Annotated in this window: 20 protein-coding genes and 1 other RNA gene; 8 read left to right on the top strand and 13 right to left on the bottom strand. The window is 37.7% G+C overall.

Features of this window, described 5'->3' with window-relative positions; all coding sequences use genetic code 11:
- Position 1 precedes the first annotated feature (1 nt).
- From rmuC to GYM76_RS02320, 8 genes are all read left to right on the top strand, one after another.
- Entirely contained in the window at positions 2 to 1,351 is a 1,350-nt protein-coding gene (rmuC, locus tag GYM76_RS02355; protein WP_220225754.1) for a DNA recombination protein RmuC, read from the top strand.
- Between the two features lie 76 nt (positions 1,352 to 1,427).
- Positions 1,428 to 1,667 (top strand): exodeoxyribonuclease VII small subunit, encoded by a 240-nt coding sequence (gene xseB, locus GYM76_RS02350; protein WP_065563353.1) that lies wholly within the window; start codon positions 1,428 to 1,430, stop codon positions 1,665 to 1,667.
- On the top strand, positions 1,660 to 2,529 hold the full coding sequence (gene ispA / locus GYM76_RS02345; protein ID WP_220225753.1) for a (2E,6E)-farnesyl diphosphate synthase: 870 nt from the start codon (positions 1,660 to 1,662) through the stop codon (positions 2,527 to 2,529). The genes xseB and ispA overlap by 8 nt, the downstream gene beginning before the upstream one ends.
- Before the next feature lie 15 nt (positions 2,530 to 2,544).
- Positions 2,545 to 4,407 carry a 1-deoxy-D-xylulose-5-phosphate synthase gene (dxs, locus tag GYM76_RS02340; protein WP_370632601.1) on the top strand — a complete coding sequence of 621 codons (1,863 nt, stop codon included), beginning with the start codon at positions 2,545 to 2,547 and terminating at the stop codon, positions 4,405 to 4,407.
- Between the two features lie 7 nt (positions 4,408 to 4,414).
- The gene (gene zapA, locus GYM76_RS02335; protein WP_065563351.1) at positions 4,415 to 4,699 is read left to right on the top strand and encodes a cell division protein ZapA; all 285 of its coding nucleotides are present in this window, start codon (positions 4,415 to 4,417) and stop codon (positions 4,697 to 4,699) included.
- 65 nt (positions 4,700 to 4,764) lie between these two features.
- A non-coding RNA gene (gene ssrS, locus GYM76_RS02330) (6S RNA) lies at positions 4,765 to 4,947 on the top strand.
- 28 nt (positions 4,948 to 4,975) lie between these two features.
- Positions 4,976 to 5,515 carry a 5-formyltetrahydrofolate cyclo-ligase gene (locus GYM76_RS02325; RefSeq protein ID WP_220225751.1) on the top strand — a complete coding sequence of 180 codons (540 nt, stop codon included), beginning with the start codon at positions 4,976 to 4,978 and terminating at the stop codon, positions 5,513 to 5,515.
- Positions 5,516 to 5,742: 227 nt separating this feature from the next.
- Positions 5,743 to 7,203 (top strand): catalase, encoded by a 1,461-nt coding sequence (locus GYM76_RS02320; protein ID WP_220225750.1) that lies wholly within the window; start codon positions 5,743 to 5,745, stop codon positions 7,201 to 7,203.
- A 239-nt stretch (positions 7,204 to 7,442) separates the two neighbouring features.
- Here the strand turns inward: GYM76_RS02320 and GYM76_RS02315 are convergent, their stop codons facing one another.
- From GYM76_RS02315 to sohB, 13 genes are all read right to left on the bottom strand, one after another.
- Positions 7,443 to 7,688: a hypothetical protein gene (locus tag GYM76_RS02315; RefSeq protein WP_220225749.1), complete on the bottom strand. Its 246-nt coding sequence runs from the start codon at positions 7,686 to 7,688 to the stop codon at positions 7,443 to 7,445.
- 238 nt (positions 7,689 to 7,926) lie between these two features.
- Positions 7,927 to 8,535 (bottom strand): AAA family ATPase, encoded by a 609-nt coding sequence (locus GYM76_RS02310; RefSeq protein WP_065563347.1) that lies wholly within the window; start codon positions 8,533 to 8,535, stop codon positions 7,927 to 7,929.
- Positions 8,536 to 8,551: 16 nt separating this feature from the next.
- On the bottom strand, positions 8,552 to 9,409 hold the full coding sequence (locus GYM76_RS02305; RefSeq protein WP_065563346.1) for a class II fructose-bisphosphate aldolase: 858 nt from the start codon (positions 9,407 to 9,409) through the stop codon (positions 8,552 to 8,554).
- 11 nt (positions 9,410 to 9,420) lie between these two features.
- Complete coding sequence (locus GYM76_RS02300) at positions 9,421 to 9,828, bottom strand: hypothetical protein (protein ID WP_065563345.1); 408 nt, start codon at positions 9,826 to 9,828, stop codon at positions 9,421 to 9,423.
- Positions 9,829 to 9,842: 14 nt separating this feature from the next.
- Positions 9,843 to 11,132 (bottom strand): PTS sugar transporter subunit IIC, encoded by a 1,290-nt coding sequence (locus GYM76_RS02295; protein WP_065563344.1) that lies wholly within the window; start codon positions 11,130 to 11,132, stop codon positions 9,843 to 9,845.
- A 21-nt stretch (positions 11,133 to 11,153) separates the two neighbouring features.
- A complete protein-coding gene (locus GYM76_RS02290) occupies positions 11,154 to 11,456 on the bottom strand; it encodes a PTS sugar transporter subunit IIB (protein WP_065563343.1) in 303 nt (100 codons plus the stop codon).
- A gap of 42 nt (positions 11,457 to 11,498) precedes the next feature.
- Complete coding sequence (locus GYM76_RS02285) at positions 11,499 to 13,571, bottom strand: PTS sugar transporter subunit IIA (protein WP_220225748.1); 2,073 nt, start codon at positions 13,569 to 13,571, stop codon at positions 11,499 to 11,501.
- 192 nt (positions 13,572 to 13,763) lie between these two features.
- Complete coding sequence (locus GYM76_RS02280; protein WP_220225747.1) at positions 13,764 to 14,381, bottom strand: hypothetical protein; 618 nt, start codon at positions 14,379 to 14,381, stop codon at positions 13,764 to 13,766.
- A 13-nt stretch (positions 14,382 to 14,394) separates the two neighbouring features.
- Entirely contained in the window at positions 14,395 to 15,141 is a 747-nt protein-coding gene (gene rlmB, locus GYM76_RS02275; protein WP_065733738.1) for a 23S rRNA (guanosine(2251)-2'-O)-methyltransferase RlmB, read from the bottom strand.
- Positions 15,142 to 17,544: a ribonuclease R gene (rnr, locus tag GYM76_RS02270; RefSeq protein WP_220225746.1), complete on the bottom strand. Its 2,403-nt coding sequence runs from the start codon at positions 17,542 to 17,544 to the stop codon at positions 15,142 to 15,144. It lies immediately after the preceding gene.
- Positions 17,545 to 17,896: 352 nt separating this feature from the next.
- Complete coding sequence (locus GYM76_RS02265) at positions 17,897 to 19,246, bottom strand: hypothetical protein (protein WP_220225745.1); 1,350 nt, start codon at positions 19,244 to 19,246, stop codon at positions 17,897 to 17,899.
- Positions 19,247 to 20,079: 833 nt separating this feature from the next.
- Positions 20,080 to 21,414, bottom strand: coding sequence for a hypothetical protein (locus tag GYM76_RS02260; RefSeq protein WP_220225744.1), 1,335 nt, complete (start codon positions 21,412 to 21,414; stop codon positions 20,080 to 20,082).
- Between the two features lie 589 nt (positions 21,415 to 22,003).
- A complete protein-coding gene (gene sohB, locus GYM76_RS02255; protein WP_220225743.1) occupies positions 22,004 to 23,047 on the bottom strand; it encodes a protease SohB in 1,044 nt (347 codons plus the stop codon).
- Positions 23,048 to 23,110 lie beyond the last annotated feature (63 nt).

Here is a 23,110-nt window from a genome sequence, read left to right as displayed (position 1 = left end):
CATGTTAGGAAGTTTAGGCTTAAGTGAATGGGCAGTTATAATTATTGCCATTATCGCCTTACTAATTGCCATGCTAAAAGCGCAATTTAAAGCGAATAACCTACATGCCATATATGATTTACAACTTAATCAAAGAAATAAAGAAAATCAGTCATTAATGGCAAATATCACTCAATTAGAACAAGAGTTGAGCCAATACCAACAACAAAATGTTGCTCAAAATATCAAAATTAGTGAATTAAAAACGCGCTTAGAAGAGATTATCAATGCCGCACATGAAAAACAGACAGTTTTAGAACAAAGCGAGCAACGATTAACCACGCAATTTGAAAACTTAGCAAATCGAATTTTTGAGCACAGTGGCAAAAAAATTGAGCAACAAAATAAACAAAGCTTAGAGTTTTTACTCTCACCTCTTAAACAACAATTAGAGGGCTTTAAAAAGCAAGTTCAAGATAGCTTTGGTCAAGAAGCCAAAGAACGCCATACCCTAACTCACGAAATTCGCAACTTGCAACAGCTCAACGAACTCATGACGAAAGAAGCCACCAATTTAACCAATGCGTTAAAAGGCAATAACAAAACCCAAGGTAATTGGGGTGAATTTATTCTTAGTCAAATATTGGATAATTCCGGATTGCGTCAAGGTTACGAATATCACACTCAAGTTAATCTAACTAATGAAGATAACCGACGTCTACAACCAGATGTAATTGTTCACTTACCCCAAGGCGGTGATGTAGTCATCGATTCCAAAGTCACCTTAGTTGCCTATGAACGTTATTTTAATAGTGATGACGAAGAGACAAAAACTAGAGCCATTGCTGATCATTTAATTGCTGTGCGTAATCACTTAAAACAACTTAGTCAAAAAGATTACCATAAACTAAATGGCATTCAATCATTAGACTACATTCTAATGTTCATTCCTGTCGAACCGGCATTTTTATCCGCCATCGATCAAGATCCATCATTAATCAATGATGCATTAAAAAGTAACATCATGATTGTTAGCCCAACTACCCTATTGGTTGCCTTGCGAACTATTCATAATTTATGGCGTTTTGAATACCAAAATCGTAATGCCGAGCTTATTGCTGATAGAGCCAGCAAACTATATGACAAAGTACGTGGATTTATCGAAGATATGGAAAATCTAGGCAACTGTTTGGATAAAGCCCAACAAACCTATCAAAACTCAATGAACAAACTCTCGAAAGGACGTGGTAACGTGATTGGTCAAATAGAACGATTTAGGGAATTAGGGATTGAAGTAAAAAAACCAATTAATCCGGATATTGCTCAACTATCAGTTGATGAACTTGAAAATGAAAAAGAACAGCTTAGTTAAATTGTTAACTAAAACATCTTAATTCACCATCATAAAAAATACGTGTATACTCATTTGGTATAAGAAGGAGTACGATATGTCAAACAATAATGAAGTCAGTTTCGAAGAAACCATCAAGCAACTTGAAGCAATTGTCACTCAACTTGAAAATGGTGATTTACCATTAGATGAAGCACTAAATGAATTCGAAAAAGGCATCAAACTAGCTCGTTCTGGTCAAAAACAACTTAATGAAGCTGAGCAACGCATCCAAATTTTATTATCTGAAAATAGTGATGCACAATTATCTGAATTTTCCATTGATAATAATGAATAGCCTAAAACCATTACAAGAACGTATTGATAACTATCTAACAACATATATTTCGCAGTTTGCACCATCTAATTTGCAACAAGCGATGAGTTACAGCCTGCTTGCTGGTGGCAAGCGAATACGCCCTATTCTGGTCTATTTAACCGGACAAATGTTTAATTGTCCGCTAACCAAACTCGATTCAGTTGCTGCAGCCATTGAATCGATGCATACCTACTCATTAATTCATGATGACTTACCCGCAATGGATGATGATAATCTAAGGCGAGGAAAACCAACCTGCCACATAAAATTTGGCCAAGCACAAGCCATCCTCGCTGGTGATGCACTACAATCACTAGCATTCAGCCTATTATCCGAAAACCAACAAATCAGCAACCAAAGTAAAATAAAAATGATTGCTGAACTAGCAAGTGCAAGTGGCCTTGCTGGAATGTGTTTAGGTCAATCACTGGATTTACAAGCAGAACACCAAACAGTCACGTTGGAACACTTACAAACTATCCATAACTATAAAACTGGCGCCTTGATTCAAGCGGCAGTAAGGCTCGGTGCTTATTCATGCGATGAGGTAGCTCAACCCTATTACCCAATGTTAGACAACTATGCTAAAGCAATTGGACTAGCATTCCAGATACAAGATGACATATTAGACGTCATTGGTGAACAAGAGCTGATGGGTAAACCACAAGGCTCTGATCTTAAGCTAGAAAAAAGCACTTATCCAGCATTGATGGGTTTACAAAATGCCATCGAAATGACACACAAGTTATATCAACAAGCTATCGATAGTCTGACGCAAATACCTTATAATAGCCAACCATTACAAGACCTTGCTGGTTTTATTATTAATCGAAATAGTTAACTAAATAACTAGATGATAAAAATGAATTTAGACAAATATCCTCTATTAAAGCAAATCAATTCACCTGCGGATCTTAGGCGATATCCGCTCGCACAATTGCCAGCAATTAGTCAGGAACTGCGACAATTTTTATTAGACAGTGTCAGCCAATCTAGTGGTCATTTAGCTTCAGGTCTTGGTGTGGTCGAATTAACAGTCGCGTTGCATTACGTCTATCAAACACCATTTGACAAAATTATATGGGACGTAGGTCATCAAGCTTATCCACATAAAATTCTAACGGGTCGACGCGATCAGATGCTAACTATTCGCCAAAAAGGGGGATTACACCCGTTTCCTCACCGAAATGAAAGTGAATATGATGTATTAACAACAGGACATTCATCAACCTCAATAAGTGCAGCGCTGGGTATTGCGATCGCAGAGCAAAAAAAACAGTCAGGTAAAAAAGTCGCCGCTATTATTGGTGATGGGGCCTTAACTGCTGGTATGGCATTTGAAGCGATGAACCATGCTGGGCACATAAAACCAGATATGCTAGTTATCGTTAATGACAACGATATGTCCATTTCAGAAAACACAGGTGCACTTAATCAACACTTGGCACAAATATTATCAAGCAAAGCCTACACCTCACTTCGTGAAAGTGGCAAAAAAGTGCTTTCCAATATTCCACCATTAAAAGAACTATTCAAAAAAACGGAAGAGCACCTAAAAGGCTTAGTCACTCCGGCTATTTTATTTGAGGAATTAGGTTTTAACTATATTGGTCCTGTTGATGGACATGATATTGAAACATTAGTTGCCACCTTACAAAAAGTCAGACAACTAAAAGGCCCACAATTACTGCATATTATCACCCAGAAAGGAAAAGGTTATGCTCCAGCCGAGCAAAACCCAACCTTATGGCACGGCGTTCCTAAATTTAATCCAAATGAAGGAATATTACCAAGCACAAATAAAATTACCCCAACTTATTCCAAAATCTTTGGTGACTGGCTATGTGAAATAGCAGAGCAAGACAAACGCCTAATGGCAATCACGCCAGCCATGAGCGAAGGTTCTGGCATGACTGAATTTGCTAAACGATTTCCAGATCAATTCTTTGATGTCGCCATTGCTGAACAACATGCAGTCACATTAGCTGCCGGCTTTGCTATTAGCGAATTAAAACCAGTGGTTGCTATCTACTCAACCTTCTTGCAACGAGCTTACGATCAAGTCATTCATGATATTGCCATCCAAAACTTACCGGTTTTATTTGCGATAGACCGCGCGGGCATTGTGGGGGCTGATGGTGAAACCCACCAAGGTGCGTTTGATCTAAGCTTTTTACGCTGTATTCCAAACTTAGTCATCATGACCCCAAGTGACGAAAACGAATGCCGACAAATGCTCTACACAGGCTATTTACATGATGGACCAGCATTAGTACGCTACCCTCGAGGCGAAGGCACTGGCGCACATTTAGAGCCACTAAAAACAATACCATTAGGGCAATCAAAATGCTGCCGGCAGGGCGAAGAGATCGCTTTACTCAATTTTGGCACACTATTACCTGAAGTTTTACAAGTAGCCGAACAAATAAATGCTACAGTGATAGATATGCGTTTTGTAAAACCACTTGATGAAAAAGTCCTTTTGCACATTAGCCAAAGCCATAATATACTGGTCACCATCGAAGAAAACAGCATCAAAGGTGGAGCAGGAAGCGCTGTTAATGAATTTTTGTTATCGAAAAAAATAAAATGTGATATTTTAAATATCGGATTGCCTGATATTTTTATCCCGCAAGGCTCACAGCAAGAAATGCGAGATGAAGTCGGATTAAACGCTAAACATATAATCGACAAAATTAATAAATTTATCAAACTATAGGTTAAATATGGAAAATCAAGCTGTCACCGTTCAGATTTTTGGGCGAACGTTAAAATTTAATTGTCCAGTCGATGAAGTTGACGCACTTACAAATGCAGCTAAAGATTTAGATGCGCGATTAACAAATTTACGAGAAAAATCCCCCCAAGTTGGAAGCGATCAACTTATCATGACTGCTGCATTAAATATCTCTTACGAACTAACGAAAGAAAAAGAAAAAAGCGATGAATTTGCAAATCGACTAAAAATGCTACAGCAATTACTTGATTCCGCATTAAATACTAACAATTAGTTAGATGAAATGTAAATAAACCACAAAGACTATTGTATGATTTTCTAAATTTTGTATCATAGTAAACATCTCTGAGATGTTCGCGATATGGGTTAGTCCCCTGAGCCGATAATCTTTAATTTAGAATGGTGTGATTTTTAATTGGTGTGTATGCCTAATTAACTTAGGAAACCTAAAAATTAAAACATGCTATTCACCTTGAACCTCGGGTTCAAGGGTTACGCCCCTAACGGCATCTTGGAGTCTTTATTCCTTCTCTCTTTCAAATAAAAACTTATGGACATTCGGCAAACTATACGTCAAAAAAGACGTGAATTATCTCAGGCACAACGCGACAGCGCACAGGCCATAATCTACCAACAAATAAAAAACCATCCTGCCGTCAGCCAAGCACAACATATTGCAATATTCTTATCATTTGATGGAGAAGTCGACACTAAACCGATTATTGAATATCTATGGCAACAAAATAAATCGGTCTATTTACCTGTCCCAGTTGCTGAGCATAAACTAATCTTCTTAAATTACACCCCAAATACACCACTAGTAAAAAATAGCTTTGGTATCTTAGAACCAGTGATCGATAAAACTAAAATCATAGATATTGAACAACTTGATATCATCTTTACGCCACTTGTGGCTTTTGATGACCGAGGATTTCGTATCGGTATGGGCGGTGGCTATTATGATCGCTTACTTGAAAACTACCAACAACAGCAAATTTATCCTATTGGGCTAGCATTTGCCTGCCAAAAAGTTGATCATGTTGATAATCAGCATTGGGATGTTAAATTACCGGAAATCATTTATGCTTAATCTGGTTAAGGACCCATTTTTATATTCACTATCGCTCATTACTAGATTAAAAAATAATTAATTTGTTTTTCTACAATTAACAGCCAATTTAGTTATATAATAAATCGAGCAATATCTTTTTTTACACGCATCACCGTCTTTATCTTATTCCTTAGTAAGTTAGTTTTTCAATAAAATCAATCACAACTCTTTAACTATAAAGTTACAATCTAATAAGGAGTATTGCAATGTCAGAAAAAAAAGAACTCACCACCAATAATGGTGCCCCTATTGCCGACAATCAAAACTCTCGCACTGCTGGCCCTCGTGGACCGGTATTGATTGACGACTATCAATTAATCGAAAAACTCGCTCAGTTTAACCGTGAAAATATTCCGGAAAGACGAGTCCATGCCAAAGGCTCTGGCGCACACGGAACATTTACCGTCACCAATGACATTACTCAATATAGCTATGCCAGCATTTTTGCCGAAGTTGGCAAACAAACTCCCGTTTTTGCTCGATTTTCAACTGTTGGCGGTGAACGTGGTTCATCTGACACGGCACGTGATCCACGTGGATTTTCAGTAAAATTTTACACAGATCAAGGTAACTGGGATATCGTCGGTAATAACACACCAGTATTTTTTATTCGTGATGCACTCAAATTCCCAGACTTTATTCACACCCAAAAACGCGATCCTAAGACCAACTTAAAAGATCCGCAAATGATGTGGGACTTTTTCTCTTTATCGCCAGAATCACTTCATCAAGTAACAATTCTATTTTCTGACCGAGGCATTCCAGACGGATTTCGACATATGCATGGTTTTGGTAGCCATACTTATAGTTTAATCAACAAAGATAATGTACGAACTTGGGTAAAATGGCATTTTAGAACGGAACAAGGCATTAAAAATATTCATCCTAAAAAAGCCGCAGAACTCGACGGTAGCAACCCTGATTCAGCGCAAGAAGATCTCTTTAATGCCATTGAACAAGGTAACTACCCTAAATGGCGACTTTATATACAAGTGATGAGTGAAGAACAAGCCAATAACCACCCAGAAAACCCATTTGATGTCACAAAAGTTTGGTCGCAAAAACAGTTTCCGCTTATTGAAGTCGGTGTTATGGAGCTTAACCGTAATCCGGAAAACTATTTTGCTGAAGTAGAACAATCTGCATTTGAACCAAGTAATATTGTACCTGGTATTGGCTTATCACCGGATAAAATGTTACAAGGGCGAATATTTGCTTATGCTGATGCGCACCGTTATCGTATCGGTACAAACTACCAACAATTACCAATCAATGCACCTAAATGTCCGGTACACAATTATCAACGTGACGGAGCTATGCGCTTTTATACGCCAGATAATGCACCAAACTATGAACCAAATAGTGTTGATAGTGCACCTAAACAACAACCGCAGTATGCTGAGCCACCGATGCATGTCCCTGCCGGCACAATGGATAAACACGATCATCGTGTTGATGGTGATTACTATTCGCACCCACGTGCATTATTTAATTTAATGCGTCCAGATCAAAAACAACTGCTTCTTGATAATATTGTCACTTCGATGAAAAACGTCGATCGTGATATTCAAATTAGACAGCTTAAACACTTCTATAAAGTCCATCCCGATTATGGTTCAGGTGTAGCAAAAGGGTTAGGTATTGAAGTTGATCTAATCAAAAGCTAAAAAGTAAAATAATCGTGCCGACACCATTGTGTCGGTATTGACCTTTGACTTGATAGAGATAAATGTTAATAGCTTTACTGTCTCTCATCACATGTTTCAAAGACCTTGTCAAACTTATCGGGCTGATTAGTCATTACTAAAGAAATTGAATTGTATAAATGCCAAATTAAGGTATTTTCATCCTTAACTTCATAACTTATGCTATCAGAGTAGCTACATTTTGATTCTAAATCGATAAATTATTTGCCGTCTTTAAAGTAGCTCGATTTTATCTCACATGAAATCATTTCTTGCCCGGTATAATCATCCAGTTTACCTTTTTGATAATTTATAAAACGATTACCGCAATAACAAGGCTCATAAATCACATTTTTATTATTTAACTCGGTCAACATCTCCCACTTGCCATAATTTTCATGATCCAAATGAGGCTTAGCATTTACTACAAACATAAAAACAATAAAAATAAATAGCAGTCTTTTCATTGTTTAGCTCATTCAACTTGACTGATTAGAAATGGCTTATCATAATCTTTGATTGCTAAATTAAAAGAATTTTTTGTATTTAAAATGTTATTGAGAAGATAAACGAAGATATAAAACTAACCTATTTCACTATTGATCCGTAACTGCCTATTCCTACAATCAAATCTGATTTATTTGCTTATCACCCTAAATATAATGCCGATTAACGTTAATCGGCATTGATGATCTAATAAAATTACTATTTAACGATTTGCTTCAATTTTTCCAATAAACCCGAATAATCAACTTGATTAAAATGGGTAACATCCACTTCGAGCAATTGCCCCAAAGCAAACTCGTCGTACTTTCTAGTTTGACAGATTTGATAAAATTGTGATTTAGTGACTAAATCGTCGGCCAAACTACGATCTTCAAGTTTATCTCCATAGTGATAGTGCTGCATAATATGACTCAAATGCCGTTCCGGTGAGCGGTCTCGTTGATAACGACGTTGCCATAACACCTCAAAATCAGCAATTAAGCGAATTGTGATCACTTGATAATGATACTTTTGCGCCAACTCACTCAACCGGTGTTTCTGCTTATCACTAAAGGGATACTCAGAAATAATAACGTGTTTACCAGCATCCATATACAGTTGTAAAACACCATAATAAAAATGCCAAACTTTGTGCTCAAGCGCCTGCTTTTCAGCTTTCGAATTGAAACCGACAGAGTCAGCATATAAAACTTTAGCCTCATCGGGTGTTATCACAAAACTGTCTGTAAATTGTTGTTGCAATTTATTAACCAGATAAGTCTTTCCTGTACAGGGGCAACCAGCGAGTAAAATTAGATATTTACGCATATCAACTCGCCTCCTCTTAGTTTAGACATTTATTACTGTTAAGAAATAAACGCATTTTATGCTTCACTATTTCTTTCACGGCCTCATTAGCTGGAATAATATTATGACGTAATGATCGATTAATTTCAGTTTGGGCAAATTTATCTTTTGCAACTTGTGTCCAGTTAACTAATAACTCCGTGCCAACATTAAATTTACGAATACCGTTATTAATCAGTTCCGGATAGTCCTCCTCTTTGACCCCTGTTCCACCGTGAATGACCAAAGGAATATCAACCATAGCATGAATTTCTTTCAATAACGGTATATTTACCTCTGTTTTTGACTTAAATTGTCCATGATTAGTACCTATAGCAATGGCTAAAGCATCAATTCCCGTTGCTTTTACAAATGCCAGTGCATCTTCCGGTTTGGTATAAACTTTATCGTTAACATCAACATGAATTCCCTCTTCGGTCCCCCCGATTGTTCCTAATTCTCCTTCAACTGATACACCATGAGCATGAGCATATTCAACCACTGCACGGGTTTTTAATATATTTTCTTTAAATGGTAGTGAAGAGCCATCAAACATAACCGAAGTGAATCCACTATCAATTGCTTGTTTTATATCATCAAAATTTTTAGCATGATCGAGGTGTAATACCGCATCCACTATCTCTTCATCTACAATAGCTTTTACTGCATTAACTAAAACTTTAAAGCCAATATACCTTGCAGTATCAACGCTTGTTTGGATGATAATTGGTGCGCCAACCTCTTTTGCAGCCTGTAACATCGCAGGTAACATTTCTAAATTATGCGTATTAAACGCACCAACAGTGAAATTTAATTTTTGGGCTAATAAAGTTACATCTTTAAGTGTGGTGTACATAATTATTTCCTTTAATCTCGTTGAATAGTCATCTGTTTAGCAATATTACGCATAGCATCCATTTTGTTCATCCAAATATCGATATCAGCCAATGAGCCATGCTGAGCGGCTTGAGCTCGCTTAGAGTTATACAAATTCATTAATGTTTTATAACCGTCGCCAATTGATTTCTTATGCTGTTGGCTCTTTTCTAAATACTCAATAGCCAAATCAATATGATTTAATTGATGATAAAGCAGGCCGATTTGTTCACATGATGAGGCTAACATCAGTAAGTCTTCGTTCTTTTCGAGCTGCTGTAATAATTGGTTAATTTTTTGCTCAATCTGTTCCATTTGCTGTGCTGTCAGACTGCTTTTAACCTCTGAGTCGGGGGCTAAATTTGTTTTAGGCGCCTTTTTTTTAAAAAAGTTAAACATGTCATACTCCTCAACTAAAAGTGCTTCAATATTGGGCTTAATATCCACGCATAAAGCAGTGCCACTGTGACAGTATCAACATCAGTTGCTGTTGCATTGATAAACCCCATTTGATTAAAAATGGTGACAAGTAATGCTGGCAACAGCGTAATGAATATCCCATGAGCAATACCGCCGATAAGCGCCCCACGGCGACCACCAACTGCATTACCAAAGATACCTGCCGTTCCACCAGCAAAAAAGTTGGTTAACATTCCCGGTAAAATCATCGCCAATCCGAATGCCGGTAAAGTCAACATTGCAATCACTGTACCTATAGATGTCGTAATAAAACCTAAGATAACTGCATTAGGGCTATATGGGAAAAATACTGGACAATCAAGCGCCGGAATTGCATTCGGAACAACTTTCATGGCAATTCCTCTAAATGCCGGCACAATTTCACCGAGTAATAACCTCACACCGGCAAGTAATACATAGATTCCGACGACAAAAATTATCGCTTGGGTAAAGGCGTAAATGACGTAATTTTGACTGCCGGATAAGGTTGAAGCATACGCTTCACCGGCGAAAAGAGCGGTAATAATATAAAGTGGGATCATAACCACCATGACGGATAAATAAGTATCTTGCAAAAATTCAAATGACTTAGGCAACTTCATATCTTCAATTGAGCGCTTGTTTTCACCTCGCTCCCCTACCAGATAAGCTACACCAGCCTCGAATAAATAACCGATTGTACAAAAGTGTCCTAATGCAATGTCATTTGATCCTGTCACTTTACGAATAATGGGTTGGGCAATGGCCGGCATAAATACAGCAAAAAGTGCACCAATAAAACCGCCAACCAAAATTAGTGTTACCCCAGACAATCCGGCAAAACTACCAAATACCGTTGTCATTGTTGCCATCCATAAAATGGCCTGCCCTGTTAGAAAAATATATTTCCAACGGGTAAAACGAGCAATAAGGATGTTAAAAATAAAGATCATCAAAAATGTTAGTGCAATATCACGGCCTAATCCTAACTGATTCATTGCTTGCCCGTTAATCGCTTCAATAGAAGGAATAATGCCTTGCATATCAAATCCAGCGGTAAAAATATGACCGAAATAGGTTAAACTTCCCACAATAATACTTGACCCGGCATTGAGCACTTGAAAACCCAATAAGGTTTTCAGTGAGCCTGAAATAATTTGTCCAACAGATTTACGTTGTAAAATCAACCCAAACATAGCAATTAAGCTAATGGTTATCGAAGCTTGAGTTAAAATATTGTCGATAATAAAGTTAATCACATTCATGGTATTCTCCTTCTAATGGATTTAAAGCAATCCCTTTTGTTGCAATATTGGACTTAACTTCTCATCAATTTCCGCTTTAGATACTATATTTTTAAGATAGACCACTGCGGTTTGTTCACTGATATTGAATTTAGCAAACTGAGGGCGGAAATTTTCGGCTGTAATGATGATATCGGCTTTAGTTGAGGCTGCTGATGAAATATCGGTATGATCTAATTTAGCGTCAATACCTTTAGCTTTTAAAACATCTTCGGTTGCCATTTGTGCAGCAAAACTACTGCCTAACCCTGCACCACAAACAAATATAATGGTTAAATTACTCATGTTCTATTCTCCTTCAGATTTAGGTATTTAATCCGATTTTGCCTAATTAAATAAAATTGACTTAAATTGCGCTACACTATGACAGTTGGTTAAACGCTCCAGTTTTTGTTCATCATTAATTAATTCAATCAAACTGCGCATAATGTTGAGATGAGAAAACGAATCGATAGCGGCTAAACAAAATATAATTTTCACTGGCCCCATTTCATCATTACCAAAATCTACTGGGCGGCCCATCGTCACTACGCTCAAACCTAATTGATTTACTCCGTCTTCAGGTCGAGCATGCGCTAAAGCTAAATTTTTACCAATCACAATATAAGGACCATATTGTTCAACCGATGTGATCATGGCATCGACGTAAGAAGGTAAAATAAACTGTTTTTTTAATAATGGTTCAGCAGCAATTTGGATAGCCTTTCGCCAATCATGGCAGTCTTGATGTAATAAAATGTCATCATCAGTAAGAATATCTTTCAACATAGGCTGGATTTTCCTTTTATTGATTTTAAGATTATTGAGAGCTAAACACTTTTCAAGTTGGTTATAGATAGGCTCGGACACAATACCGCCACTTTCTTTAATTAAATTAACAAGTGAATAGAACAGATCCGTTGCATCCGTTAGGTAATTGATACGTTGATTAGCACGATGTTTAGTTAAAAAATCTTTAATGATAGGATGATTTTTTTCTTTTAATATGGGTTCTAAAACTAATACTGGATGAGCAAAATGTTGCAAAGGAAAGGTAGAAAATATTAAATCAAAATCAAGTTGCTCCAACAAATTCAAATCGTTACGCCCTAAGATTGCTAATACATCTATACTAAAAAACTCTTTAAGTGTCTGTGCCAGCAGATTAGAAGTTGCTATACCATGACAACACAACACCACTGCTTTAAAATAGTAACTACGATCTTGGTTAATGGCACTGGCAAAGGTTGAAAAATGAATTGTCAAAAAAGCAATTTCATCATCGGAAATCTTATGGCTAAGTTTTGTTTCAAGTTCATGCATAAAAGTGGTAATCGCAGCATGAATTTCACCGTAATTTTGTTTAATACTATCGAGCAATGGATTAATAATATGAATATTATTACTCACTCTGGCAATCAGCCCGGCTAAGTGCTTACAAAGGTTTTCATATAACTGTTCTTGTTTAGTTGAAAACGGGATTAGCGTTTTTTCTTCCACATAATTAACTAATTTAATGGCTAATAACTGCGCATTAAGCCATTCGACATAATTATTGATATCCTTAGTATTAAATGCCTCTAGCATGTAAATGATATATTGGCGTTCTTGCCAATTTACCTGCAACGCAAAGTGCTGGCACACCAACTGAATAAAGTTCGCTATTTGTCCTTGTTCATTATTGTTAAAGTCAGTCCTGACCATTGTCAGATGATGTTGATGCTGATTACGAACAAGCCAAATAGCAGTAAAAATCACAATTTGTTGGACATAAATTTCATCATGTATCTGACTGATAGTTTGATGCGCTAACTGCAATAAGTTATCAATCAGTGATTGAGGAATATAATTAAACAAATGTTGCTGTATTGAGCTTAATTCAGGTAAAGGCTTATCTAGTTCTAAATTGCCGGCAAATTGGTTAATAGCTTCATACATCATTAAGCGAATCGAGCGCTCTAATCCAACAAATTGCATCCCTTGCTTCGGTTGGCTAATTAATTCAATATCATATTTTTTTAATCGTACTTTGATTTTACGAATATCTTCATCTAATACACTTTTTGAAACGAAATAGACCGCTTCTTTATGGCTTAAAATAACAGGCGTTTTAGCAAAAGCAATCGACAATAACAAATCAAACTGTCGCTCATCTTTGCTTAAAACGGTAGAGGATGGCACACCCAGTAACGCATCGTGAATCAGCTGTTTCTGCTCTTGATCAGCATTGATGATAAACCCTTTACTACGCACAGTAGTAATTAAAGTGAAATGTCTTTTAGATAAAAACTCATTAATTTCTTGAATTTCATTACGAATAGTTCGAGCACTAATTTGAAACTCTTCTGTAAGCATTTCAATAGTTAATGGATAGTCGACTGAAATGAATTTTTTACATAATTCAATGGTTCTACTTCGCATAAACTTCTCACCTATTTACTTCTTAATTTAAGTATAAGTGAGATGAATTTGCTTACCTAGTGGGTATTTTTGCAAAGATAAATTGCAAAATTGTTGGTAATAAATAGTGCTATTTAAGGAAGGAAGTAAATTAGTTAACAAAATTGATTGAGTGAATCGATATTACAGCTTCAACTCAATCAATCGTTAAAGTTAGCGCTTTTTGCGACGGTCAATTGCAGCCATTAAAGGACGATGACACTTATAAATCATATCCGGTGGCAGCATAATTAATTCCGCTAATGGCGCTGTCCAATCAGGGATTTGCGTATTTTCTGGGTGTTTAGGATCGATGGGATTATCAACATTATAAAGCTCAGTGTTAGCAAATAACGCTTCTTTTTTAGCGACATCAACATCATCACTATCGCCTAACATTTTGCAATTATCTAATAACTCATTCGCAAATTGTTCCGGCCAATCTTCGGCAAAATGCTTAAATTTAGCTAAACCTGAAATATGTCTTAACATATCACGAAACAGCAATAAATAAACCATCTGAACATTCCGTCCGGACAAATTAGCCAACTGCTCATCTGATAAAGTATTATTGATAACTGCAGGACCCCATTTAAAAAACAGCGTGTCTCTATACACCTTAATTACACGTTTAAGAGGACGGTATTTCAATTTAACTAAATTATCAATCTCACGCGATAATTGCATTGTCGGATATCCGACACGATTACGACCATTCAAATCTCGCTCAGACAGCGCCGGAGCATTTTTTTCTTTATTCCCTGATAAAAGCTTTTTCAAAAATCCTAACATACTATAACTCTAACTATTTATTTTTTTGTCTAACAATCTCAAATAAGCAAACGCCGGTAGCAACAGACACATTAAGCGAAGAAACAATACCAGCCATCGGTATACTGACTAACTCATCACAATGCTCTTTGGTTAATCGACGCATCCCCTCACCTTCTGCCCCCATCACTAAAGCCAATGCTGTTGAATTTTTATAAAAGTCTGTTTGGTAAAGTGTGCTGGTTGCTTCACCGGCGGTACCCACTATCCAAACTTGATATTCATCTTGTAACATACGCATAGTACGCGCCAGATTAGTGACTCTAACCACTGGCACGCTTTCAGCCGCGCCACATGCAACTTTCTGAGCGGTTGAATTAAGTGGTGCAGAACGATCTTTAGGTACAACAATAAAGCTCACACCAGCGGCATCAGCAGTACGAATACAAGCACCTAAATTATGTGGATCAGTCACACCATCTAAAATTAAAATAATCGGATTGGAATTTTGCTCCATTAATAATGGAATATCATTTTCCTGATAACCACGGCTTGGTTTAACCATCGCCAAAATACCTTGATGAACGCCATTTTTCGTTTTTTCATCTAAATACTGCCTATTGGTCACTTTTACTGCTAAACCCAACTGCTCCAACTCACGAACAAGGGCATTAAGGCGCTTATCTTCTCGGCCTTTAACGATAAAAACTTCAATAATTCTTTCTGGTGCACGCGCTAACAAAGCTTCAATCGCGTGGATGCCGTAAACTGTTTCACTCATCTATTTTTTACTCTTTTTTCTCTGATTGCTTGAGGTCGATGCTGATTTAGACGTTTTTTTAGCAGCTGTTTTTGGCTTACTGCGTTTTTTACTCTTTGCGACAACCTTTGCGCTCGTTTTTTTACTATTAGCTTGGCTTTTATTTTTGCGCTTAACTGGCTGTTCAGCATCACTATCGACTTTCTTCGCCTTATCTTTGGCTGTCTTACCTTGGCGTTGTGGCTTATTATTACTGCCAACCAATGAAAAATCAATTTTACGCTCGTCAGGATTAACATTAACGACTGTTACTTGAACTTTGTCACCTAAACGATAAATAAAACGGGTATTTTCACCAATTAAACGATTACGTGATGCATCAAAAATATAATAATCATTTTCGAGTGATGAAACGTGCACTAAACCATCAATAAATAGATCATCTAATCGCACAAAAAAGCCGAAATTAACAACACTCGAAATAGTGCCATTGAATACCTCGCCGACATGATCTTGCATATAATCACATTTCAACCAATCAACGACATCACGAACCGCTTCGTCCGCTCGGCGCTCAGTCATTGAACAGTGTTCACCAAAATAGAGCATCTCGCTAGTCGTATAACGGTGTCCACCGGTTTTATCATGTTGTTTACTATGTTGCTGATCAGCAATAACCCATTTAATCGCACGATGCAATAACAGATCAGGATAACGACGAATTGGCGAAGTAAAGTGCGCATACTCCTCAAGTGCTAACCCAAAGTGCCCACGATTTTCAGGATCGTAAATTGCTTGCTTCATTGAGCGCAAAATGACCGTTTGCAACATCTCATGATCAGGTCTTGCTTCAACCTCAACCATCAACTTAGCGATATCTTTTGGACTGGTACCCTTGCCGAGAGACAAACCAAGTTCACTTAAAATACTGCGTAAATTATTTATGCGATCTTCATCCGGTTTATCATGCACACGAAATAGCGACGGAATCTCAGCATCAATCACCAATTTTGCTGCGGCAACATTGGCCAAAATCATACACTCCTCAATGATCTTATGCGCTTCATTTCGCTGAACTAACTCAATGCTCTCAATACGTTTATCAGCATTGAAGATGAATTTAGGCTCTTCCGACTCAAACCCGATTGCGCCACGGGCAATTCGAGCACTATTAAGCACCTTATAAAGACCATAAAGATTCTCAAGGTGAGGAACCAACTCACGATAATGCTCACGCAAATCCTTATCACCTTCCAAAATCTTAGCTACCTTGGTATAAGTTAAACGCGCGTGTGAATTCATCACCGCTTCATAAAATTGATAACCGGTCAAACGCCCCTTATTCGACACGGTCATTTCGCACACTAAACACAAGCGATCAACTTGTGGATTGAGCGAACAAAGGCCATTGGATAAAACTTCCGGCAACATCGGAACCACGCGCGACGGAAAATAGACTGAAGTCCCACGCAAACAAGCTTCTTTATCAAGCGCCTTACCGGTTCGCACATAATAGCTCACATCAGCAATCGCCACCCACAAACGATAACCACCACCACGATTCTTTTGACAATAGACCGCATCATCAAAATCTCGTGCATCTTCACCATCAATGGTTACTAACGGCAAATCACGTAGATCCTTACGGCCTTTTTTAGCGCTTTCAGGCACTTGCTCACTAAACTTGTTAGCCGCGTTTTCAACCGCTTTTGGAAATTCATAAGGGATCTCATGATTACGTAATGAAATATCGATGGCTAAATTCGTGCCCATTATTTCGCCAAGCACTTCCTTAATCACTCCGACCGCTTTTTGGCGTCGTTCAGGTCTTTGCTGCAATTCAACCACAACAACTGAGCCCATTCTAACCGTACGATTTGGCTTGCCAGCGATTAAAATATCAAAATTCAAACGGCTATCATCCGGCACCACAAAACCAACACCTTGCTCAATAAAATAACGACCAACAATCAGATTAGTACGTGGCTCTAAAATCCGCACCACTCGCGCTTCAGTCTTACCACGGTATTGACTACCGATTGGCTGAGCCAAAATAACATCGCCTTGTAAAACCTTTTTCATCTGCTCGTGTGACAAAAAATAGTCTTCCGGCTTACCTTCAACCCGTAAAAAGCCATAACCATCACGATGTGCAATAACACTGCCCTTAACCATATCGAATTTTTCAGGTAAGGCATAACATTTACGACGCGTGTAAACCACCTGACCATCACGTTCCATCGCTCGCAATCGGCGATGTAAAGCCTCTTTTTGCTCGTCAGATTTGATTGATACGGCTTTAGCTATTTTTTCTAAACTTGCTGGTTTTGCTTCTTTGGTAAGATAATCCAAAATCAGTTCACGACTGGCGATCGGCGATTCATACTTTTTCGCCTCACGATCATAAAATGGATCTTTTATCATATAGAACGTCCTGTGATCGAATGTTGCGTTAAGGATAACATAGAGTTGTATAACTTAAAATGGAGATTGCTTTTTGGAACTTTAAAAAAAGGGTTACTTAATGTTTTAGGGGATGAAAAGTGGGGTATTCGGCTTTGTATCGTTACAAAAACCCCGCTCCTCAACTTTTTTTGAGATAAAAAACTCAAAAATAAACCCGCCGATGCGGGTAATTGAAGCGTCGCTTAGCCGCAAAATCGCTTTTTATGGCTAAACGACGTTGACTCCTTGAGTCAGCTTACTTTTAATCACCTAATACTATTTTTTATCACTCCCACCCCCAGCCTAAGGATTAAGGACGAAGAAATAAAAACTAAGGATGGGAGCAAAAGCCGTAGCTGTAGTCGTAGTCGTTGTCGTTGTAGGCCCAACCCACGATACCGTTGTATGTGTACACGATAAACTGGGTACTACCATTCCGGTCACTAGTCCAGAGCCAATAGCTGGTGAGGCCAATGGTTGTATAATCAAACATACGACCCCACTCAGCGAAAAAACCAGAACCTATATGACGCATATAATGATTATCCCGTGAGGAAGGGGTGGCGCCAGAGATAGCAGGAGATTCTGTACGAACCGCGTTGGTTAAATCCCTTACGCTAGGCATTCGATAACCAATACGATTACACCAAGATAATGTATTAGGATAAGTGTCAGATATAGTACCTCGGTTGACGAACCACTGCTTCAAAGTAAAACCATATTTAACAACAGGAGTACCATTAGTATCACGACCGACCAACTCGAAGGTCTGAGGCAAAGTAGGTTTAGAAATAGGACCAGGATTGTTTGACCAATGCTGGGATATGGTAGCATAAGGACCAGTTAAAGTAACGCGAACGCTTGTAGCAGTAGAATTAGACATTGTGACTGTGATACCACCCAGAGAAACAGGAGACCAAGACAATGGCTGACTACTACCACTAATATCTAAATCAAAGTACAATCCATTAAGACCTGTAGTAGGAAAGTTTTGACCGTAATAGAGAGGGTCTGTTTTTTGAGTGAGAAACCCCCTATCAGGGTCCCACATCGAAGCTGGGCCAGCAAAATCCCAAGATGGGTCATAAGGATCATCACCAAGCTTACCATACATTAAATTAGGTCTGACGAAACAAACCACAGGCGAAGCCTTTGGATTGACGTAATAAGTCTCACTACGGGCACTGAAATCACTACGATTAGGAACGCCATAACGAGTTGATAATGTACCGTTAGTACTGGATAACTTAATCCTATAAGGTGCGTTACAAATTGTTAACACGGAATTACGTGATACCGTTTGACCGTTTTTATCGACGATAGATAAACTTAAAGAACCTGTAGCAGTAACGTCTGAATCACCATCATCATCCCCCCAATAATTATTAGGAGGACCGATAAGAGTACTTAAATCGACTGAATTAGTATCAGTAGGAACGAACATACGAATATCAGCAAAACTCTGCCCCTCAACCGGCAAGACGATTGGGGTTGTAGATGATAAATTGGTAGAAGGCGTGTAATTAGTTCCGTTAGATAGTGTAATCCCAAGCAGACCGTTAGCATCAACTGCACGAGTACGACCACCGTCGAAAGTCAGATAAGGTACACTACCCTGTATCGCATTCCTAGTTGTCTGTGATGTCAATGCATGACTGGAAAAAGAAAGGAAAATAGCCACGAAAAAAACAATCTGACGGGATAATTGGGAAAAAGATCGAAAACAGGATCTGAAAGAGGATCCGGAAAACGATCGGAAAAAGGATCGAGAAGAGGATCGCGGAAGCGACCGCGCGAAAATTCGCAGAATTTCACTTGATTGAGTAGAAAAATAAGCTTCAGTGAAAAATTTAAACTGGGTGCTGGACTTAGACGAATTTAAAACATAGGTTGACCAAGTTGCCTGTTGCCTGTTGAAAATTATAGAACATATGCGACAATCCTGTCAAGTAATTTTTTGATTAATTTACAATTTTATTTCTGCTAAATTTTAGCCTAGTAGCTAAAACCGTGTAAAAAGTATAGTGATTGGAAAAACACGATGCAACACTTTTTTTCGCTCATTTACGTTAATTTTTGTAAATATGATCTAAAAAGGATCTAAGTTACAACCGATTAATCATTGTTTTAATTAAATATATCGTAATTACAAATCTTTAAAATTAGAGCAATTGATCCTTAAAAATTTTATTTTTGGGCTCTGGATTAGAAATTTAGTGATTTGGATCATTTAATAATTTTTAGATTAGATTTAAAACCTCAAAAACCCCGTTCCTCAACTTTTTTTGATGAAAAAAGGATTTCTAAAAAGTGCCACAGTTTGAGCGCAATTATTTATTTGAGGCAATATTGCAAAGCAGAATTTTGAACCCCAAAAACCCCGCTCCTCAACTTTTTTTGCGATAAAAAACTCAAAAAAACCGCCCCAATTGAGGCGGATGGTTTAAGTTTCGACACCATAACTTACTAGAAAAATATAAGCTATTTTACTATCTCTCCCTCAAAAAATAAGAATTAAGGGTTGAGATCTGAAACACAAACCCCGTTGTAGAAGGTTGCAGGATCTACCCAATGAATAAGTCCGTGGTCGGCGTGTGCGTAAAAGTAATACGTGTAACCACCATCATGGGAGTACGAGTCATTAGTCCAATAATACAAATTAAAGTTAGTATTCGCGTAATATAACAGAAAGCCCCACTCGGTAATAAGACCTGCCCCAATGGTACGTTGGTAATGATTACCCGGTGATGGAGGTGTAGCGGTAATCAATTGGTCATTTGATGGATAAACCGCATTGGTTAAATCCCTTACATTAGGAAGGTGATAACCTATATTTGTACACCAAGATAATTGGTTGTCGTGATTTCCGATAACGTTTCCACGATTGACAAACCACTGCTTTAGTTCAAATCCATATTTAACGACAGCCTTACCATTACTGTCACGACCGACTAACTCGAATGTCTGGGGTAAAGATGGTTTAGCTACTTTTTCCGGATTACTAGAATTCCATTGTTCTAAGGTTGCAGCAGGGCCCGTTAATGTAACGCGGACACTAGTATTTGTTGAATTGGTCATCGTCGCAGTAATTCCACTATGAGAAACCGGATCCCACGTTAATGCCTGATCATTATTGCTAATATCTAAATCAAAGTACAAACCATTAGCGCCAGTAGTCGGGAAATTTAAACCATAAGATGATGGCGTCGCGGTTTGAGTTAGAAAGCCTTTACCATAATTCCAGATAGTTTCGGGACCTACATAGGGAGGTGCGGTATACGCTAGATTATTTGGTTTAGCAAAACAAATCGCAGGTGATTCTTTAGGTTTAAAATAATAGTTAACACTACCTGCTCCGAACTTAATGCTATTAGGAACGCCATAACGAGTGGTCAATGTGCCTTCAGTATTAGTTAATGTCGCTTTATAAGGCGCTTTACAATACATAGGTACGGTATTTCGTGATACAGTTTGATTGTTTTTATCAACAATAGACAAGCTTATACTGCCAGTAGCAGTGACTTCACTATCTCCATCATCATCGCCCCAATAATTATAAGGTGCAGCGACAATGGTGTTTAAATCAACGGTATTACTATCAACTGGCACCAACATGCTAATATCAGCAAAACTTTCATCAATAGTTGGTAATTCGATAGGATTGGTTGCACTAGAATTATTATTTGATGGCGAGTATTGTTGACCATTAGAAAGATGGATCCCGAGCAAACCTTCGGTATCCGTTACTCGTGTATTACCACCGTCGAACGTAAAATAAGGCACTTCACCGTGAATAAAATTGGATGTTGTGGATGTTAACGCTGTACTAGTAAATGAAAACGCTAACAATATACTAGGTACTAAAGGTAATAGGATCTGTCGGGATGATATTGATCTATGTGAGGATCGCGCAAAATTTTGCGTAATTTTATAGATCTTGGTGAAAAAAAAGACTTTAGTGAAAAATGAAAAATAAGAGCTTAACTTTGACGAATTTAACTTATAGGTTGGCCATGTTGCCTGTTGCCTGTTGAAAATTATAGTGCATATTACATAATCCTGTCAACTAAATTTATGATTTATTTACTCTTTATGTTTTTACTTAAATTTGGAACGCTTATATAAAACGATGTAAAAGTATAGTGACTGAAAAAATACGATGCAACAATTTTTCACTTTAGATCGTTAATCTTTGTAAAGAAAAACATCTAAAAAAACAAAAATAACCGAGCAGATGCGGTTTAATTAAAAAACAGTTCATTTACAATTCTTTAAGGATCACATTTTTAAGATAAATCGTTTGGTGTTAGAAATTAGACGTTTTAGTAAATTTAAGATTTTCAGACAAAATTTTAGGGTTAAAAAACCCCGCTCCTCAACTTTTTTTGAGGAATCGGGGTTTTAAAGATGCAAATAAAGTGATTTTAGATTAAACCTTTTACAGTCCGTTTCCTTGTCTAAAAAATAACTTTTCCATGCCTTTCACGACATTTTTGGAGAGTTTTTCGGACAGTTTTTGTTTGCGTTGATAGTTAACAGCAATGATTTTATGCGTTTCTAGGTGTGATAAGATAAAATCATCACTGGTGCTAATTTCGTCAACCAGTCCCATTTCTTTGGCTTGAGTAGCAAACCAGTGTTCGCCTGTTGCAACCTGATCTATATCGATATTTGGTCGATATTCTTTTACAAAGTCTTTAAATAATAGATGCGTTTGTTCAAGTTCTTGTTTGAATTTTTGGCGACCTTCATCCGTGTTTTCACCAAACATGGTTAGGGTTCGTTTGTATTCTCCTGCTGTTTGTAATTCAATATCGACATCATGTTTTTTTAGTAATCGGTTGAAGTTAGGAATTTGGGCAACAACACCAATTGAACCCACAATTGCAAATGGCGCTGCGACAATTTTGCTAGCAGTACAAGCCATCATATAACCGCCACTGGCTGCAACTTTGTCAACTACAGCAGTAAATGGAATGTTACGCGTTCTAAAGCGTAATAGTTGGGAGGCAGCAAGGCCATATCCATGCACTACTCCACCAGGGCTTTCAAGTTTTACGACCACTTGATCTTCAGGTTTGATGACAGCTAGGACTGCGGTAATTTCTTGACGCAGTTCTTCAACTTCATGTGCATCCATACTGCCGTTAAACGATAAGACAAATAATTTAGGCTTTGCATCTGATGATTTAGCATTATCATCTTTCTTTTTAGCCGCTTGTTTAGCTTGTTTCTTTTCAAGTTTTTTTTGTTTTTTGAGATCTTTTGTAAACTGTTTAGCTTCGATTTCATCCATGCTCGACGTTAACATGTCATCTTTGACTTGTTCATATTCTTCGCTAATATCTTTGACAGATAAACGTCCAGCAATTGTTGATGATTTTCGGCGTTGACTTAAAATAAAAATTAATACCGCTAAAATAGCAATAACCACCGTTGTTGTTTCAGCCAAGAAGAGAGAATACTGCGAAAACCAGTTCATTTAATCATTATCCTTTAGTTGAAAATTTTCGCTATTATAACAAGATAATTAGAGATTGTGCCG

Origin of the sequence: Gilliamella sp. ESL0443, assembly GCF_019469165.1 — a bacterium.
In the GTDB taxonomy this organism is placed as follows: Bacteria; Pseudomonadota; Gammaproteobacteria; order Enterobacterales; family Orbaceae; genus Gilliamella; species Gilliamella apicola_E.
This window is presented reverse-complemented; position numbering and strand designations above follow the sequence as displayed.

Bases quoted from the DNA above. Each gene is read 5' to 3' on its own strand.
- GYM76_RS02305 (WP_065563346.1), bottom strand. From the start codon at position 9,409: ATGTACACCACACTTAAAGATGTAACTTTATTAGCCCAAAAATTAAAT.
- GYM76_RS02310 (WP_065563347.1), bottom strand. From the start codon at position 8,535: ATGCGTAAATATCTAATTTTACTCGCTGGTTGCCCCTGTACAGGAAAG.
- xseB (WP_065563353.1), top strand. From the start codon at position 1,428: ATGTCAAACAATAATGAAGTCAGTTTCGAAGAAACCATCAAGCAACTT.
- rmuC (WP_220225754.1), top strand. From the start codon at position 2: ATGTTAGGAAGTTTAGGCTTAAGTGAATGGGCAGTTATAATTATTGCC.
- sohB (WP_220225743.1), bottom strand. From the start codon at position 23,047: ATGAACTGGTTTTCGCAGTATTCTCTCTTCTTGGCTGAAACAACAACG.
- zapA (WP_065563351.1), top strand. From the start codon at position 4,415: ATGGAAAATCAAGCTGTCACCGTTCAGATTTTTGGGCGAACGTTAAAA.
- GYM76_RS02280 (WP_220225747.1), bottom strand. From the start codon at position 14,381: ATGTTAGGATTTTTGAAAAAGCTTTTATCAGGGAATAAAGAAAAAAAT.
- GYM76_RS02320 (WP_220225750.1), top strand. From the start codon at position 5,743: ATGTCAGAAAAAAAAGAACTCACCACCAATAATGGTGCCCCTATTGCC.
- ispA (WP_220225753.1), top strand. From the start codon at position 1,660: ATGAATAGCCTAAAACCATTACAAGAACGTATTGATAACTATCTAACA.
- rlmB (WP_065733738.1), bottom strand. From the start codon at position 15,141: ATGAGTGAAACAGTTTACGGCATCCACGCGATTGAAGCTTTGTTAGCG.
- rnr (WP_220225746.1), bottom strand. From the start codon at position 17,544: ATGATAAAAGATCCATTTTATGATCGTGAGGCGAAAAAGTATGAATCG.
- GYM76_RS02315 (WP_220225749.1), bottom strand. From the start codon at position 7,688: ATGAAAAGACTGCTATTTATTTTTATTGTTTTTATGTTTGTAGTAAAT.
- GYM76_RS02325 (WP_220225751.1), top strand. From the start codon at position 4,976: ATGGACATTCGGCAAACTATACGTCAAAAAAGACGTGAATTATCTCAG.
- GYM76_RS02300 (WP_065563345.1), bottom strand. From the start codon at position 9,828: ATGTTTAACTTTTTTAAAAAAAAGGCGCCTAAAACAAATTTAGCCCCC.
- GYM76_RS02290 (WP_065563343.1), bottom strand. From the start codon at position 11,456: ATGAGTAATTTAACCATTATATTTGTTTGTGGTGCAGGGTTAGGCAGT.
- GYM76_RS02285 (WP_220225748.1), bottom strand. From the start codon at position 13,571: ATGCGAAGTAGAACCATTGAATTATGTAAAAAATTCATTTCAGTCGAC.
- GYM76_RS02295 (WP_065563344.1), bottom strand. From the start codon at position 11,132: ATGAATGTGATTAACTTTATTATCGACAATATTTTAACTCAAGCTTCG.